The 17,855-nt window shown below is 49.4% G+C and carries 17 protein-coding genes; all 17 read right to left on the bottom strand.

Annotated features, from left to right (window positions below; translation table 11 throughout):
* Positions 1-11 precede the first annotated feature (11 nt).
* Positions 12-1,256: a GT-D fold domain-containing glycosyltransferase gene (locus V1224_02280; GenBank protein WWR16304.1), complete on the bottom strand. Its 1,245-nt coding sequence runs from the start codon at positions 1,254-1,256 to the stop codon at positions 12-14.
* A 77-nt stretch (positions 1,257-1,333) separates the two neighbouring features.
* Positions 1,334-2,062: an NTP transferase domain-containing protein gene (locus V1224_02275; GenBank protein WWR16303.1), complete on the bottom strand. Its 729-nt coding sequence runs from the start codon at positions 2,060-2,062 to the stop codon at positions 1,334-1,336.
* A gap of 29 nt (positions 2,063-2,091) precedes the next feature.
* Positions 2,092-3,234 carry a 2-aminoethylphosphonate--pyruvate transaminase gene (locus V1224_02270; GenBank protein WWR16302.1) on the bottom strand — a complete coding sequence of 381 codons (1,143 nt, stop codon included), beginning with the start codon at positions 3,232-3,234 and terminating at the stop codon, positions 2,092-2,094.
* Positions 3,235-3,266: 32 nt separating this feature from the next.
* Positions 3,267-4,562: a phosphoenolpyruvate mutase gene (gene aepX / locus V1224_02265; protein WWR16301.1), complete on the bottom strand. Its 1,296-nt coding sequence runs from the start codon at positions 4,560-4,562 to the stop codon at positions 3,267-3,269.
* Positions 4,559-5,701, bottom strand: a complete 1,143-nt coding sequence (gene aepY / locus V1224_02260) for a phosphonopyruvate decarboxylase (protein ID WWR16300.1) — start codon at positions 5,699-5,701, stop codon at positions 4,559-4,561. The genes aepX and aepY overlap by 4 nt, the downstream gene beginning before the upstream one ends.
* Before the next feature lie 96 nt (positions 5,702-5,797).
* Positions 5,798-7,645, bottom strand: a complete 1,848-nt coding sequence (locus tag V1224_02255; protein ID WWR16299.1) for a hypothetical protein — start codon at positions 7,643-7,645, stop codon at positions 5,798-5,800.
* The gene (locus tag V1224_02250; protein WWR16298.1) at positions 7,629-8,759 is read right to left on the bottom strand and encodes a glycosyltransferase; all 1,131 of its coding nucleotides are present in this window, start codon (positions 8,757-8,759) and stop codon (positions 7,629-7,631) included. The genes V1224_02255 and V1224_02250 overlap by 17 nt, the downstream gene beginning before the upstream one ends.
* A gap of 55 nt (positions 8,760-8,814) precedes the next feature.
* Positions 8,815-9,984: a glycosyltransferase gene (locus V1224_02245; GenBank protein WWR16297.1), complete on the bottom strand. Its 1,170-nt coding sequence runs from the start codon at positions 9,982-9,984 to the stop codon at positions 8,815-8,817.
* 26 nt (positions 9,985-10,010) lie between these two features.
* Positions 10,011-10,940, bottom strand: coding sequence for a glycosyltransferase (locus V1224_02240; GenBank protein WWR16296.1), 930 nt, complete (start codon positions 10,938-10,940; stop codon positions 10,011-10,013).
* A 24-nt stretch (positions 10,941-10,964) separates the two neighbouring features.
* Positions 10,965-11,441, bottom strand: coding sequence for a hypothetical protein (locus V1224_02235; protein ID WWR16295.1), 477 nt, complete (start codon positions 11,439-11,441; stop codon positions 10,965-10,967).
* Between the two features lie 21 nt (positions 11,442-11,462).
* Positions 11,463-12,656 (bottom strand): hypothetical protein, encoded by a 1,194-nt coding sequence (locus V1224_02230; GenBank protein ID WWR16294.1) that lies wholly within the window; start codon positions 12,654-12,656, stop codon positions 11,463-11,465.
* A 20-nt stretch (positions 12,657-12,676) separates the two neighbouring features.
* Positions 12,677-14,380 carry a hypothetical protein gene (locus V1224_02225; GenBank protein ID WWR16293.1) on the bottom strand — a complete coding sequence of 568 codons (1,704 nt, stop codon included), beginning with the start codon at positions 14,378-14,380 and terminating at the stop codon, positions 12,677-12,679.
* Positions 14,355-14,783: a methyltransferase domain-containing protein gene (locus V1224_02220; protein WWR16292.1), complete on the bottom strand. Its 429-nt coding sequence runs from the start codon at positions 14,781-14,783 to the stop codon at positions 14,355-14,357. Before V1224_02220 ends, V1224_02225 begins: the two co-directional genes overlap by 26 nt.
* A gap of 35 nt (positions 14,784-14,818) precedes the next feature.
* On the bottom strand, positions 14,819-15,448 hold the full coding sequence (locus V1224_02215) for a cyclase family protein (GenBank protein WWR16291.1): 630 nt from the start codon (positions 15,446-15,448) through the stop codon (positions 14,819-14,821).
* Complete coding sequence (locus V1224_02210; protein ID WWR16290.1) at positions 15,432-16,307, bottom strand: NAD(P)-dependent oxidoreductase; 876 nt, start codon at positions 16,305-16,307, stop codon at positions 15,432-15,434. Before V1224_02210 ends, V1224_02215 begins: the two co-directional genes overlap by 17 nt.
* Entirely contained in the window at positions 16,308-16,949 is a 642-nt protein-coding gene (locus tag V1224_02205) for an HAD hydrolase-like protein (GenBank protein ID WWR16289.1), read from the bottom strand.
* Positions 16,946-17,854 (bottom strand): phosphoglycerate dehydrogenase, encoded by a 909-nt coding sequence (locus V1224_02200; protein ID WWR16288.1) that lies wholly within the window; start codon positions 17,852-17,854, stop codon positions 16,946-16,948. The genes V1224_02205 and V1224_02200 overlap by 4 nt, the downstream gene beginning before the upstream one ends.
* Position 17,855 lies beyond the last annotated feature (1 nt).

Below are 17,855 nucleotides of genomic sequence, written 5' to 3'. Positions count from 1 at the left end.
TTGTCCTTGCGTTATGATAAGTCCCGGACAATTTGCTTTTCGTAGTCTTCCCGTAATGTTTCCGGCAGCTCACACACCTGATTGCCACGATAGATCTCGTTCACATATTTATATGGAATATCACATCTCTCCCGCAGCCCTGCGTGGTACCACTCATATTCCAGATCCAGATGGCCAATGTCCACCGCCCAGAAGCCGTCGCAGGCCAGGTCGTACGCCAGAACCGATGCCGTCGCCCCCAGGGCAAGCAGGATCAGTTCTCCTCTTTCGGCGGTCTCTTTCACACAGGCAAGAATCTGTGCATATTTGTCGTAGGCGTTTACACTGGGCCCCAGAATCCTTCTGACCGAATGTGCGTCCGCAAGCAGATCATTTCCCACTCCCATTCTCGTCTGGCCGCCCTCCACGATCAGAACGTCCCTGCCTCTCCAGATCTGCCGCAGCGCCTCAAATTTCCCGCCCGCCGCCTCTTTGTCCCGATAGATCATATAGGGCCGGGAGAGATAGGCGTCGTAATAAGTTTTCTCCAGGTCCAGAAGAGCCATATGTTCTCTTCTCGTCTGTGGTGTCATATATGCCCTGATGTCCTCCGCGGCTGCCTCCGTATAACGGTCGAGAGATCCGTAATTGTCTGCGATCGCAATGAGAACCTCTTCTGTGTCCGACCGCAGGATCTCTCTCATCCGCTCCGCCAGCTCCCCGTTGGCCGACTGGAATTTCGACCTCACCTTCATCCGCATCAGCTCAAATTCCCCGTCTCCGAAACGGACAAGTGATCTGTGCTCCCGGCAGACAAGCGCCACCGCTTCCTGCGCCGGAGAAATCTTCGGGAATTCGATCTTCCGTCTGCTCCGGGGGTCCGCCAGCTCATAGATCATATTCTGACTGTAAGGCCGGGTCTTTTTCTCAAACTCAAACGACATCGCCTCCAGCCTCCAGCCATTTTTATTCAGCACGACCCAATAAGATTCCCTGATGGCATCGTCATACGAGAAAAAATGAATGATCCTGTCCCTGCGGATACCCGCATCCGAAAGCTGTTCGTCTATGTACTGGTAACGCATCACCGACACGATGATATAATCAAAGTCATCCGCAATCTCTTCCAGACGGTACACCCGTTTCCCATCAACGCCGTCCGGGAATCTGTGCGCATTATTATCGATATAACCGAGCAGTCTCACATTGTCTTCGATCAGGTATTCCCTGACGGTCTCCTTACCTTTTCCGACACCGAATATGTAGACGTTCTTCATTTACCGGCTCCTTCTCATATCATTGTTTTCGCAGATAGCAGTCGTATACGGACTGATTGTCCCAATACCCATCGGTTTCAGGTTTGGTCAACAGTAACTGCAAATTCAAGATCACGTAACTCCGCTTCTGTGTCCACCTCATGGATACTCTCTGCAGGCACCTCACAGATTCGGACATCCATTTTGTCCAGCAGCCTGTCCGCAATCTCATCCCAGAACAGTGTTTCATGCCCTTTCATCTGATAAGCTCTGACGATCTCCCTGCGGATCAGTTCCGCATCTTCCCGTTTCCAGTAAGAGATACCCACCATATTGTAAGCATTCTCCGCCCCTTTGCCGATCCGCACGATCCGTCCATTCTCCACAGTAAAGACCCAGTCCGGCGAATACCCGCTAACTATCTTGCCGAAATAACACGATGACGCACCGGCTCTCTGAAAAATATCCGCATCCGCCACATACAGATCAGCCTCACAGATAAAGCAGTCCGCACTGCCGAGCACTTCCCCCGCTGCATACAGAGACGAAATGTTGTTCTTCGTCCTGTATTCTCCGTTTTCTATCAGCGACACGTTATCATATTTCTCCGGCAGGTACCCAAACTGTTCGCACAGATAACCGGTTACAATATAGATATGGCCAACGCCGCGTCTCTCCAGGCCTTTGATAATCGTTTCGATCAGAGGGACCCCGCCGACCTGAACCAGCGGCTTCGGCGTCTTTTCTGTCAGCGCGCCCATCCGGCTGCCAAGTCCCGCCGCCATGACGATCGCAATCTCCTGTTTCTTCATTCTATTTTCCCTCATTGCCAATCATTCCTGATTGCTCTCCCTTGTCACACATCTTTATAGCTGACCGGAACCTGTATATGCAGCGACCGCAGTGCCTCCGCAAAGACTGTAAAAAATTCTCTGATGTCACTTTCGTCTATGGCGCCCAATGCACACAGACGGAACGAATCCATCCCTGCGATCTTCCCCGGGTAGATCGTAAATCCCCGTTCATAGCAATAGTCGTGTACCCGTTCAAAGTCCCAGGCCGGATCATCCGGATAGCGGACGGCCACGACCAGACCGGACTGCAGCTTCCGGTCAATCAGACAGTGGAATCCCAGCTCCGCGATCCCTTTATGAATGGCCTCAAAAACACGCCCGTGCCGACGCCATTTCTCTGTCTCCCCTTCTTCCCAATACTCTCGCAGCGCCTGTCTGGCTGCATATATGGTCTGTACCGGCGGGGTGAAGTGCATCTCCCCGGTCCTCTCGAAATAGTCGTACTGCAGATACAGGTTGCAGTAATAAGACCGCTTCGGATATGCCGCAGACTGCTCGATCAGGCTGCGGTTCCCGATGACATAGGAAAGACCGGTCATCCCCATAATGCCTTTCTGCGCCGATGCCATGCAGAAGTCTATCTCATCTTTCTCGATGTCAATCGGTATCATCGCATAAGAGGAAGTCGTGTCTACAACGAACACCGCCTGGTAACGATGTGCGATCTCCCCGATCTCTCTGATCGGATTCAAGAGTCCCGTCCCCGTCTCATTGTGAGTCGTATAGACGAGCGCAATCTGTGGATCTGCCGCCAGCGTCTCCTCAACCATCATCAAATCCGGCAGTTCATCATAGGAAAATGCCAGCTCCGTATGCTCCAGTCCGTAGTACCTGCAGATCTCCACCGCCCTCTGACTGTATGCCCCGTTATTGATAATCAGCGCTTTTTTGCCCGCAGGCAGCAGCGAGTTCAGACAGACGTCCATGCTGATCGTCCCGGAACCGCAGAACAGCACCGCCGTATGTTTCTGTGGATCTCCGTGCACAATGCGCACAAGGTCCTCTCTTATCTCATCCATCATCTCCGCAAACTCTTTTTCCCTCGGACAGATGTCCGGCACAATCTGTGCCATCTTCACACTGTCCGTCGTCGTTGCCGGCCCCGGATTGAGCAAAACGTTTCTCTTTATCTTTCTGTTTTCCATCTCTGAATCTTCCTCATCTACAATCTGATTTCCTATAGCGGATCGATCAGCGTGATAATCTTTTTGATCGGGATCAGCCCATCCTCCGCCTCTCTCGCCCTGTGGTGCCGCAGAATCGTCTCCGCCGTGTGTTCCATTGCCGGGAAGGCGCTTCTCGTCAACTGATTGGCATAGATCACGATGTTGACGCCATGCGCTGCCAGCTCGGACTCATAAGTATCACAGTACGTCGTGGGCACCGTTACAATCGGCGTCCTGGGATCATTTTCCCGGAATCTGTCACAGAATGTAAAGATCTCATCAGGCTCTCTTTTTCTGGAATGAATCATGATACCGTCCACGCCGGCTTCCACATAGGCGCGGGCGCGGGCCAGAGCATCTTCCATTCCCTTTTCCAGAATCAGGCTTTCAATGCGGGCGATAATCATAAAGTCTTCTGTCCGCTGCGCCGCCTTACCGGCTCTGATCTTCTCACAGAAATTGGGAATGCTGTCCTGTGTCTGCTCTACTTCCGTGCCAAACAGAGAATTTTTCTTCAGGCCGACTTTATCCTCAATGATGATCGCCGACACGCCCATCCGTTCCAGTGTCCGCACATTGTATACAAAGTGTTCGATCAGACCGCCCGTGTCACCGTCCAGTATAATCGGCTTGGTTGTCACATCCATCACCTCATCAATCGTCCTGATGCGGGAAGACATGTCTACCAGCTCAATGTCCGGTTTTCCTCTGACTGTGGAATCACACAGGCTGGAGATCCACATGGCGTCAAATTGATCCAGACCGTCCCCGGCCTCGACGACTGTTTTCTCCGCGATCAGTCCTGTCAGTCCATTGTGCACTTCTATCGTTTTTACGACCGTGCAGATGTCAAGAAGCTGCCGCAGACGTCTGCGCCGCAGTTCCGGCATTGCAAGCCGCTCTCTTGAACTCTCCTCAATCTTTTTGACAGTCTCATTCCATGTATAAGGGACTTCGATCAGTTCTCCTCCATACTGCCGCAGATTTTCCAAAACGTTGTTCCTGATCGCTTCCTCCGGACCGGACTGCCAGTTGTCTCCATGGATCACATAATCCGGTTTCAGCTCACGTAAGACCTCGTCATACATAATCTCATTCTGGATGACGACTTCGGAGACCCCTTCCATATTTCTGACCATCTCCACCCGCTGTTGAAAAGGGATTGCCGGAAAACGGTTATAGCGGATCATCTCATAATCGCACAGGACGCCTGCAATGACTTCCCCATACTTGCACGCCTCTCTGATAATATTTTGATGTCCTTCATGTATCGTATCTGTGCAAAAGCATGTATATACTTTTTTCATCTCTCCGCCCCTGTCACTTCCATAAATGCTTTTTTGTTCTGCTGCGGCGTCTCCTTTGGTCTGCCGAGATCGTCTCTGGATCCAAGCGCTGTCCTCACATGGACAAACGTCATCTCTTTTCTCTCATCAATTTTTTGTAAAACAGCCAATAGCTCCGCCTCCGTTGCCGCACGGCAGACGTTCCGATAACCGCAGGCTCCGGCAACTGTGCCATAATCCTGCCCGGCTGCTCCCGTCGGCATTCCTCCCACAGACTCATGAGCCTCATTATCCAGACAGATATGAACCAGATTGGCAAGCGGCTGTCTGCCTGTGACAGCCAGACCTCCCATGTGCATCAATACCGCTCCATCCCCGTCCAGGCAGAAAACCCTGCGGTCCGGTCTTCTCCTCGCTATGCCGTAAGCAATCATCTTTGCATGACCCATACCGCCCACAGTCAGAAACGCCTGTCTGTGATCTCCCTTGCAGTCATCCAAAGCCTCGTACAATTCACGGGAAATTTTTCCTGTCGTCGATATGATGATGTCTTCCTCCCGCAGCCATTGAGCGATCTTTCTCACCGCTGTCTCCCGTGGGAGCACATTACCGTTTTGATAAGCATACATCGGATGTTTCACAAAACTGTTTTTCTTAATGACAATCGCAAACTGCCGGCCCTGCGCAAAGCACTGCCCTGCCTGCGCCAGCACATCGTCCAACTCTTCGGGTGTTGTCCCTCCATCCATAACCGCACAGGGGATCTCCAGCAGCGCAAGCAATTCTGTCGTAATCCTGCCCATAAAGGTATGCTGGGGTTCGTCTTTCGTACCCGGTTCGCCGCGCCATCCGATCAGAAGCAGCATCGGTATCCCATAGACATCTGTATGAGCCAGAGAAGTCAGCGGATTCACAATATTGCCCAGACCGCTGTTCTGCATATAGACACAGGCGGGCCTGCCTGTAGCCAGGTATTCCCCGATGGCAATCCCGACAGCCGCACCTTCATTCTCCGGCACGATATGCTGGAAAAGCAGTGCCGCTCCCCCGCTGTCGCCTGCAAGAACGTCACAAAACTGCTGTAACGTTGAATCCGGTATGCCTGTGACTGTCTCTATTCCTGCCGCTTTCAGTTTCCGTGCAAAAGTTTCCGCTTCCATAGCCGCACTCCCCTCTTTTTATGCGCTTCTTCTGTTTATCTGACTGCTCTCATACTTCTCACATGTTATGCCCGGGCCAGGCCTTCACTGCCCAATCTATACAATCTGCTCTGTGTCACAGACAGTGATCTGTGTCCGTATTTTCTCCAGTAAGGCCGCTTTCTTCTCCCCGTCCGCAAGCCTGCACTCTGTCTTTGTCTCATACAGCTCTGTGGAACCGTCTGCAAAGACAGCCAGCTTGCAGCCCTCTTCAAAAAGAAAGACCTCGAACGCCAACAGACCACGCTCATTTCCCGTCTTCCGGTATAAGTATCGGAAATCCGGATTGTAGATTTCCGAACGCAGCGCCTTGATCACGCTCCTTTTCTGATGATGATACGGCTCCCGGCTGAGCAGGCTGATGATAATGTCGTTCAGCTCCATGAGCGAGATCAGCGACCTGTCCTCGCAGACGCCCAGCTCCGGGCATCTGATCGCCAGCGGTACCCATAGCAGGTCCTCGGTAAAGGTGTAATTGGTCTCTGCAATATCTGACAAGATCTCATTCCTTTCCAGAAGTACATTCCCGTGATCCGCATACAAAACCATACGACAGGGCAGCTTCGCAATCAGTGGAATAACCACGTCGTCCAGATACCTCAGTGCATCTTTCTGCTGCCGGTCGTAGTCTGTTCTGATTCTTCCGCCGTTTTTCTCCAGATAATCGAAGAAAATACTCGTTCCCTCTGCGATGATTTCCGTCTCCGTATAAGGATTGGGATATGAATAATGGCTCTCATACAGCATGTGGAGATAAAACAGCCCATTTTTCTCCTCCACTGCATCAAGCGTGAAATCCCACAGTCGTTCCGCCGCCGTCTGCCATTTTGTTGTCAGGCGGATCGCTTCATCTTCCACATAACTGATCCCGTCCGTATAGAAATAAATAGCGCGATTCTGTCTCTTTGCCTCGCCGATAAATCTGCATTTTCCTTTGGGGACCGTATTCGACTTGTAATATTCCGTGCGCAGATCCGCATTTTCGCTGTATGCGGGAATCAGGCTTTCATAAGTGGAAGTAGACAACGCATGGGCATTCCGGTAATCATATGTATGATGCTTCAGATAACTACACAGGTTTGGCATATGCCGCTCTGTCACTTCTTTCCGCCTCAGACCATCGATACAGAGCATCACGACATTGTTGTCATCAATCTGTGACAGCGCATTGATCTGAAGCGCGTAAAGTTCCGAAAGCCGCTCCCGCAGCTCCCGCTCCCAGACACCGTCCGACAGTGCGCACAATTTATCCGTACAGGCGATCGCCGACCGGAAATCCTTGATCCCGATATAGGTCTCTATGATCTCCCTCAGGCCGGCCAGACGTCTGTCCCGCTCTTCTTCCTGCATAACGCATCTCTGAAGCCGGTTCAGTTCCCGGTATTTTGCATAAGGATGACCCGCTTCATAATAAGTCGCCGCTATGTGAATGCCTGCCTTCTCCAGCTCTTCATAGATGTCCAGATAAGGAATCTGACTGTAATGGGCCTTCAGTTCCGCAGCGATTTCATCTTTATAGCGCCAGCTGGAAATAACGATACCGTCGATGCCTTTCCCTGTGAGCTCCTCCTTACTTATGATCTCAAATCCACCATCCGTATTGCCCGCCAGTGTATGATCCACAATAAAATGCACTTTCTTCAGCTCAAAAATAAAATCAGCCATCAGCATTTTCGTATGATCGCCATAACACCAGATCGCCGGATTGCTGCACTGCTCCATGAATCGGCAGATTGCCTTTTTGATCACCAAGTTCATATCCTGATCATTCTCACAGGAGAGTCCGGGATGGCACATCGCACACAGTTCTTTATATTTTTTCTCAAGAACCTCTCTTTTCAAACAGCCACGTCCCATCTGTATTCCGCCTTTCTCTGCATCCCTGTCCTTATTTCCCGGCTCCATCCTGCTCCTCCATCACCGAGTCAAACAGCGTTTCGATCTGCCCGATATAATGACTGAGCGCAAACCGTTCGATCGACTTCCTGCACGCAGCCGCAATCTCCTCTTTCTCTCTCTTGAGCAGTGTGCATATTGCCTCCGCGGCTTCCTCATCTGTCTCAATAATTGTTCCGCAGGACCCATGGTCCGAAAGTTCCACCGCCCCGCCAATTCTCGGCGCGATAAACGGTCGGTCCAGGGCAACGGCCTCCAGCAGACTGACACTGAATCCTTCTGACCTGGATAACAGACAGACGACATCACACTGTCTGATGACCGGAAACGGATTTTGCTGATAACCTAATAAATGGACAAATCCATGCAGGTTTTCTTCCTCCGTCCTTGCAAGCACTTTCTGATCTTCATCGCCTTTGCCCATAAAATACAAATGCGCACGAATTCCTCTTTCGTGTACCAGTTTCAGTACACGCACGAGCCGTGCGGGGTTTTTGTTTTCGTCCAGGCGGCCGACAAAGAGCAGAGATGGCCCTTCCAGTCGGATCGCTGTCTCTTCCGCTGACCGTCTTCGTACTTTGTCCGTGTCGACGCCATTATAAATCTTCACTACCTTGTCCGCATGATCCGGAAATAAATCTATGACAGATCGCTCCGTATTATCACTGATAACCACAATCTTTCTGGCCTTATGAAAGGCCACATCCTGCCGCTTCCTCTCCCGCAGTACTTTTTCTTCTGCCAGATCATAGACATCTCCATGAATCCACGAAATATTTTTTGTCCCTGCCGGCAGCAGAAATGTCGGAATCAGATAGTTAAAAGAGATATACAGATCATAGTCTTTTTTGATATAGGTATTGATCAGCACATCAGGCGAATGATACAGCTGCCATGTCTTGGAACGGTTTTCCGGTGTCGGCACCGCCTCTATCGGAGGCAGTACATGAATGTGATCATGCACGGGCTCTGTCTTGATCTCTGCATGATGATATTCAATGATGCTGACGTCATATTTCTGCGGATTCAGATTATTGGCGATCATCGTCAACAATGCCTCCGCGCCTCCGCCATATGTATAAGACCATATAATGAACAAGAGCTTTTTCTTCCTGTTTTCCATCTTCCCACTACCCCCTGCTTTCCAGTTTTCCAGTCACATCCCTGTGCTTGCCCTGTCAGTCCTCTGTCTCTGCAAGCATCAGCTCCTTCGGTTTTTCCCAGCAGATTTTGCTCTCTTCCACGCCGCTTTGCATAAGCTGGCTGCGAATCTCCTCCGCCAGCTTCTCTTCCCGCACCGCGATAACCAACAGATCAAACGTCTTTTCAGACAGAATTTCCGGTCCGTACAGTGTTACGTGAGGATACCGGTACCTCTGCGGATGAGCGTCCACCCAGGCCACGATCTCACAGTCGCCATATCGGCTGAGCTGCGCATAGTAATCGCGCCCAATCACACCTGCTCCGTAGAGCACGATCTTCTTTCCGGCCAGCCGATCCGCATCTGCGAACTCACACATGGCAATCTGAAACGGATGCCGGGAAACTCTGCTCATATACCATAACAGATTGCCCCATAAGAATTCGTCGATCATCACCGCACAATTCTCATACAGTCCATAAACACGCAGAACTTTACATAAATTTTCATGCAGGTGAAAGACATTCTCCAGATCTCTGATCTGATTTTTATGCGCCAGAGAGCCTTCGCGTATCCGATAGTGATAATAAGTGACATCCGTCAGTGCAATCCGATCGCTTTCCAGCACACACAGAAAAAGGGTCAGAGTGTCTTCTCCGAAACAACAGCTGTCCGGCACTTGTGTGTAGCATTTTCTGATCAATGACGCCCGAAACAGTTTAGACCAGATACTGGGGCGAATCTGCTTCTCCGGCCCCAGTACCGCTTCTGCGAAGAATTTATTTTTCTCTGTGGAAACATTCACAATCCCTGCCGGAGGCACAATCTTCTCACAGTCGCCTTTCCAGTAGCCGGAATGTACGAAGTCGGCCCCGCCGGAGTCAATCTCCCTGACGAGAGCCGCATACATTTGCGGTTCTATATAATCGTCCCCGTCGACAAACCCGATGTAAGTTCCCTTTGCCGCTGTAAGCCCACGTTTTCTGGCCTTTACCAGCCCACCATTTTTCTGATGGATCACTTCGATCCGGTCGTCTTTTGACGCATGAGCATCACAGATTACACCGGACTGATCCGTCGATCCGTCGTCCACAAGAATAATCTGTAAGTTCTGATACGTCTGCCTGCGTATGCTCTCAATACAGATCCCGATATAGTCTTCGATATTATAGACCGGGACGATCACGCTCACCAGAGGGGTATCCATAAGACATCAGGCCTCCTTTTTTGCCTCTAAATCGTTTCCCGCAGCATTCTTTTCACATTATTTCCCAGATAAACTTTCAATTCCGCATAGTAGGGCTTTGCCATCCGCCTGGCCTGCCATAACATACACCCAAAATAGACAGACATCAACATAAGATTGCCAACGCCGCCCTGTGGAAGCATATCAGAATACCGTGAAAGACACCGGCGCAGCAACGGATCAGGGAACCAAAATCCGTTGCTCTCCAGCACATATCGGTGTACCTCATCTTTACACCGGATTCTCTCCGCATTACATCTCCGGCGGTTCGTGACACTCAGTCCGGTGTTGACGATCCGGTAAGAAACGAAATATTCGCCTAATACAACAACGTCTGTGTAATCCAGCAGCCTGCACCAGAACATATAATCCTCGATCCCATGATAGTCATCCGGATAACGGACCTTATACTTCCTGACAATGTCCAGGCGGTACATGGAAGCACTGTGAATCATAACGTTCTCAAAAAACATATGCGCTTTAACATCCTGCGCTCCATAGGCAGTCCTTCCTGATTTCCCGGTTCTTCTCCCACACTCGTCAATCTTGTACAGACAGCCGCTGACAGCGCCGACAGACGGATGAGCCTCCAGATACCGCACTTCCTTCTCCAGGCGATCCGGGGTAGCGATGTCATCCGCATCCATCACTGCCAGATATTTGCCCTGCGCCTCTTCGATGCCTCTGTTTCTCGTATAGGCAACGCCGCGATTGCATTCGTTATAATAAATATGGATTCTCTCGTCTCTCGCCGCATATGCTTCTATGATTTCTCTGCTGTTGTCTGCGGAACCATCGTCGATGATAAGCAGTTCAAAATTCCTGTATGTCTGTGTCAGGACGCTGTCGATCGTCTCCGAAATAAATCTTCCCGCATTGTAGCAGGGAACAAACACTGTTACCAGCGGTCTGCCCATCTCTCCGTCCCCTTTCGATCATGCCTATATTTCATATACAATATCTTCCACAGACACGACCGGGCAGTCTACTTTGTCCATCAGCTTCTCCTCGATCTCGTCAAAATAGTAGATCGGCGTTACCACGATTGCATCTACTTCCTCTAATTCGTCTTCCAGCCTTACAACCGGGCAGTCCGCACAGATCGTTTCCGCATTTTGGTCGATCGCATACTGGACAGTTACGGAACTGTTCTCAAGCTCTCTGCACAGCGTCTGCCCTACATAGTTCATTCCATAGACGGCAATCTTATGATACCCTTTTTCTTCAAAATAGCTGACAAGAGACTTTCCATCCTGCTTTACCTGTACCCATTGATTCATCAGCAGATACAAGGCCAGATGCTTTTCGGCAAATTCCGACTTTCTCTTCACCTGCTTCCCCATCATCCTGCCTGCTAAGCCGATACCTGTAGCTGCCCCTGCAATTCCTGACACAACACTGATCAATCCCTTTTTCATCTTGTTCCTCCTTCTATTGATTTAACATAATCTCCTGCATTCTGAGAAAATCTGTTCGCCCTTAATGTCTAACTCCCTGTTGCCAGCCTCTTGTTCCCTGCCCTGACCTTCCACTGTTTTCTGAATAAAATCGCTCAGACGATAACAGGTGGCGTTTTCTGATATAAACGCTTCCGTATCCATCTTCTCCCTGACCGGTGCAAGATCAAGTTCACTGAGATCCATTTTCACGATCTTCTGCGACCAGTCATCCGTATCTACACACAATATACTGTTCTGTCTGTTAAGCGGAAAGAAAAACCGATTCCCCTTCCGCCTTACATGGCTGAATAAATAATCGTCAGACCTCTTTTTATCAATTAACAGGTTTCTTCTCCGGAATTGGCCCGACTGGTCAATATGCAGGAGAAAATCTGCCTTTGCCTGAATAATGACGATGCCATCGCGTACCTGGTATACACCCAGCGGACAACCGTCGTCTTTGGCTTTGAGCCCCCGATACCCCAGATCCGCACTCATCGTTTCGATACGGCCATGAGCCTCATCCCATAACATACACGCACCGTTCATCCTGTCAACCAGAATAAATTTCTCACCAAATCTGGCAATACCGCAGAGATTCCTCTCTCCTCCGCCAGGCCGGGTATAAGAAAGCGCATTCGTCTTCATGTTGTATTTCATCACAACATTTCCTGCCAGCAGATACATCGTCTCTCCGACTACCTCAAAGTCCCAGGCCACCGCCAGATACATTTCCCCTTTCAGGAAATCCGGATATGTTTTCAACAGCTTTTCTTCCCACTGAATCACATCTGTCTTGTATGTCTCTTTATGCACTCTCACGATAGCCGGATACTCTGCCGGAATCAGTATCATCCACTTTTCGTCATCATAGATTCCATAGCATTTCACGCTGTCTCTTCCATGTCCTTTCAATTCAGGAAGCGGTATGTATTCACATCCTGCTGAGACAGAATCATAGATCAGAATATGGTCGGCGCTGTAAGGGGCAAACCAGACTTTTTCGTTATCTACTATGGCATTCTGATATAACGCCATATCCCCGGCCTTGTATTTCTCTGACATGGTCACGTATCTTACTTTGCCGTCTGTCATATCCATGTGAAATATGCCATTCATATCATGCGTACTAAAGTACATATGGCCGGCTTCCACATCAAATCCGCCGATATTCATCTGTCTGTCTTTTTCCATCTTCCTATCCTCTTTGACTGTCATATCTTCTCATCAAACAACCGCGAAACTGTTTCCCGCGTCGCGGCAACATGAAACATTTCGCTATGCAGATCGATTGCCGCCAGACTTTTTTCCAAAAATTTTTTGACTGCCGTTTCCAGTTCGCCCGTATCATACACGACTTCAAACCGTTCCCCTTCCCATTCATGGGGCATATAGTTCATGTTCAGCTGCGACGGAAAATTCATAAAAACGATCGGCTTCCCATACAACGCTGTCTCGTACCCCGCATTTGACTGCGTGGTGATGACAAGATCTGCTTCGCTCACCGCCTCACCGAACGCTCCGCTCACAAAAATATACGGACAGTTCAGTTCCGCAATGCCATAATTCTTTAATCTCATCTCTGTATTACAGGGATGATTTTTCAAATGGAGTTTTATGTTATTCTCTCTGAAAAAACACTCTGCCTCCTTGATCCACCGGAGCATTGCTGCGGATGTCTTTTTCTCATAGGAAAGCGCAATCAGGACTTTTTTCTGATCTCCGGAGGAACGGGCTCTGTACTCATTTACTTTCTGCAGCCGCAGAGCGGGAACGATGCTAACTTCCGTATCTGTCACAAATTGTCTGGGAATCTGCTGAAAGCATCTGGCAATCACCGCCATCTTCTGTGGAGCAGCCTTATGCCGAGCCTGCACTTTGCCCGGTGCGATATTAATATTATTGCGATCAAGCGCATATCCGATATAACCTGTGCTCTTCCCGGCCGGATATGCCGTTCGATAACCGAAAAACAGGCCGTTCGAGCTGGGCTGTCCTTCATACCATCCAATCAGCTTTCCGATCTCCAGCCCCCGTCGTTTCATTCTTCTGACCGCAAAATATTTTAACAGGCCGTCGACCGCATTATTGGAAGCAATCCCCTGACGCAAGTCTCTGTTTATGATCGCCGTCACGTCCACATGACACATATACTTTTTATTCAGACAAAATCCCAGACAAAAGAGCGGATAATATAATAATTTGCAATAATCACTGATCTTTAAAAATTGTTCCTGAAAAAGATAACGATACTTTGAGTTTTTGCGGATTTGCTTCACAAGCATCTCAATCGGTGTTCTGGTATTCAAAATAATCTTCGACAGAAAAAAAATGTTTCCTTCCACATAGTCAAGTATATTTTTGAAATACTGCTCTTCATATTCTGTTTTTTTTACTTCCGAAGCTTTAATATATGTATCGATTAACGTTATTTTTTCACCGGCCCATCGCCGGTTTGAAGGTTCTCCTCTTAATACTTCTGTTATTTTCCTGTACTTTTCCAGCTCACCTGCCACAAGCTGTCCGAATAAAAAGAGAATCTCCCGTACACCTGCTTCCTCTGTACTTCGTTTCACATCAAAAGCAATTTCCCGTCCGTTTTGTCTGCAATATTTCCCGATCGTATCCGCGATCTCCTGCGACGGGCAGAATACTTTTTGAATCTCACAGTCCTGCCGTATCCTCTCTATCCCCAAAAACGAGATACAGATCTCTTTGAATGCTCCGGATAAATACCAGTTTCTGCTGGAAAGAGGAGTCGCCCACCAGTAGATACTGTTTTTACTGAGCCGGTCCAGCAGTTTTACATATTCTTTTTTCTGCTCCGTGTAGATTTCATTGAAGCGTCTTGTATCTGCCTCCGACATTCTGCACAGATCCAGGTTGTTTCTTTTATTCACACGTTTTCGTTCCAACATCCTTTACTTTTCTGGCAATGATCTGCATATGCGAGGAAAATCCATTTTGGGAGATCCACTCCTGTAATTCATCCTTTACTTTCGTATCCGCTCCCACAATCTGCTGCCAGAACCTTTCCAATTTCACTTCTCCGCGTTTATGCGTCTCTTCTACAATATCCCAGTCTAATCTCCCAGGCGTTTTTGCTTCGACAACTTCAAAACCACACTGATTCAAGACAGAATTACATTTCCGGATAAAGATCTCCGGATTCCCCAGATGTTCAAACAACTCAAACAAGCACAGCAGATCGAACTGTTTCTCAGCTTTCACCACTATATCCTCAAACATTTGCGGAATTGTACATAATTGTTTCTCCTGACAGATCTTTATCATATCTTCCGATGGTTCGATCGCAATCAATTCCGCTTCGCTCCTGATAATTTCACCATTTCCTGTTATATGGACAACGCCATCCGCACCGGAACGCCGTCCGCACCGACGACATTCAGTGGAAAACAGTAAAACTGATACGTTCCCTCGTTCACATCCGCCAGTTTTAAGGCTTCGCCAATCAGTATTCCTTCTGACAGAAGGATACTGTGAACGCTTTTGCCCGCGATCCGTCTGGCCTTAGGTCTCTCGATCGTCATATAATCAATGCAGACCATCCGTGGCCGTCTCTCTGCCAGATATGCCGCTGCCTCATAATCGAGCGTCACATAGTCTGACAGCACCACATCCCCGTGAAAGACACCGGAATTATCCGTCTTCAGCAAGATGATGTCTCCTGTCTGAATCTCATACTGCGCAAGCAGCTCTTTCGTAATCTCCGGATGGCCCTGAACATCAAACAATTTTGCCTCTCCGTTCATCGCATCCAGTGGAATCTGGTCGATCGTCTTCGCCCCCTGGATAAAATGGCTGGGAGCGTCGATGTGCGTACCTGCATGTGTGCCAAGCGTCAGACGGGAAACATTCGCACTGTCGCCTTTTTGCAGATCCTGTACCCGCTCGATCATAAATTCCGGATTGCCCGGGTAGATCGCCATTGTACCGCTATATGGATAACTAACATCTATCAGCATATTCTTCGATCTCCCTCATACATTCGATGATCCCCTGTCCCAGATCATGATAATAATTACTCACCAGCTTATAATTGGCATGAGGTTTATAGGTATAGGGCGTAATATGATAGTGCAGCTCTGATTCTGCCTGGTCATAGATCACTTCGAGCTTCCTGCCCAGTATTTCCCCGATCAGATCCATGATCTGTTTTCTGGAATACGCCTCGTGGCCTGTAAGCTGCACGTGATGATTGGCATACTTCTGATCCAGAATCTCCACACTGAGCTGCGCGGCATCCGACACATGGATGTATTCCCGCGTGTCTTCCTCCATGCCAGAGCAATGGATCGGCTCCCTGCTCATCGCTCTCTCGATCATTTTTTTCATGCCATTGTTTCGATCCGCCCGCGGACCGTACAGCGAGCCATACCGCAAAATCGTATATTCCAGGCCATACTTCCTCTGATATTCTTCAATATAGAGCTCTGCCGCCTGTTTGCTGCACCGGTAAAAACCGCCCTTCTCACTGTTGGCATAAAAAGAACTGGCATACACAAACCGCTTTACCTGATGTGACACACAGGCATCCATAATGTTACAGGTGCCGGCCACATTCAGCATCACCGTATCGACCGGTCTCGTGGAGGCATTGTCCAAATCAGCAATCCCTGCGTAGTTGTATACATAGTCACACCCTGTTACCGCCTCCAACACTTGCTCCCTGCTTAGAATATCTCCTGTTTTCATAGTCTGCCCGCCCTGCAGATAGCAGGACGGCACCCGGTCAAAGATAACGACCTCATATCCTTTCTTCTGCAGTTCATCCGCCACATGACTGCCAAGAAAGCCCGATCCGCCAAACACAACCGCTTTCATTTACATTTCCCCTATAATCTTTTCTATTTGCAGCAGATTATCCACCCGATATATCACATCACGAAACGCATCGATATTTTCCGGCGTATTCCGCCCGATAAAAATGAGCCCCGTATGGGCCGCCGCATTTTTGTCTGTCGACGCATCCCCTACAAAAACCATTTCCTCTTTTGCATATCCATGCGTGCGGCAGATCGTCTCCACGATCTCTTCCTTCTTCATCGGCGTCCCGTAAATCTGTTTAAAATAGTCCGCCAGACCTCGTCCCTCCACAACCTGCAAAAGCTCCTCCTCCGGCGTCCCTGACGCGACATAGAAATCATACTTCTGATGATTTCTCTCCAGAAACTCCCTGGCTCCCGGTACAAAGGGACAGGTCATGACCCGTGAAAACACGATCCCGGAAAACCGGTCCGCCAACTCTTTCTCCGCCTGTTCGCTGTATGGCTGCTTTAATATTTCTTCGATCAGATAGCGGAATTTTACATGTCTGGAAATGCCCATATGCGACATATGATACCGCACAAATGCTTCCGCCTGTCCGCGTGGATAGTCCGCCACGACTTGTGCAAAGGCATCTGTCTTGATCGTCGCGGATTCCAGAATAACACCGTCAAAGTCAAATACGACTGCTCTGATCATACTTCTATCCCCAGTCCTCTCAAAAGATTCTGCGCCGCCTCCATCTCCATGACAGCTCTGCCCTCTTTGGCGCTGGATGAAATATGCGGCGTCAATATGACATGATCCAGTTCACACAGTTTTCCCTGGTAGGGCTCCTCACTGTACACGTCAAGTGCTGCGCCCCGGAGCCGTTTCGCCGCCAGAGCCTCATACAAGGCCGCCTCATCGATGAACTTCCCTCTGGAAGTATTGACAAGGAATGCGGTCTCTTTCATCATTCCGATCTCATCTGCTCCGATGATATAACTTCCTTCCTCACAGCCGGAAGCATGTACTGTGACAATGTCCGCCCAGCAAAGAAGCGCATCTTTCTCCATATAGGAATATTCATTTTTCAGGTCATGGATGTCGCTATAGGCGATCTCTGCGCCAAATGCACCGATCAGTTCCGCAGCCCGGCGTCCGATCCGCCCCATCCCGATGATGCCCACACGTTTCCCTTTCAGCAGAAAACCGGTCATCTTATTCCATGCCCCGGCTTTCATATCCCGGTTCATATTCGATACATTTTTCAGCAGATCAAGCATGATCGTGACGGTCAGCTCCGCTACGGAATCTACCGGTGCGTTCGGTGTGTTGTACAGCCTGACGCCAAACTCCTGGCAAGCCTCCTGATCCACGCTGTCCATGCCGACGCCGCATCTGGAGATTACTTTCAGATTCGGCCGCTCTGCCAGCGCCTCTCTCGTGATGTTCTCCACACCCGCGATCACGCCGTCCGCATCCGCTGTCAGTTCCACAAATTCTTCCGTCGTCAGTTTCCTGCCGTACGGGTTTAAAACAACCTCGCAATGTTCTCTGCAAAGCTCCAGCGGTCTGCTGTCCGCCTTCCCAAAGGAACTCGTTGTGATTACGATCTTCATA

Source organism: Lachnospiraceae bacterium JLR.KK008 (assembly GCA_037015955.1).
In the GTDB taxonomy this organism is placed as follows: Bacteria; Bacillota; Clostridia; order Lachnospirales; family Lachnospiraceae; genus VSOB01.
The sequence above is the reverse complement of the archived record's forward strand: the minus strand, read 5'-3'. Positions and strand labels throughout refer to the sequence as shown.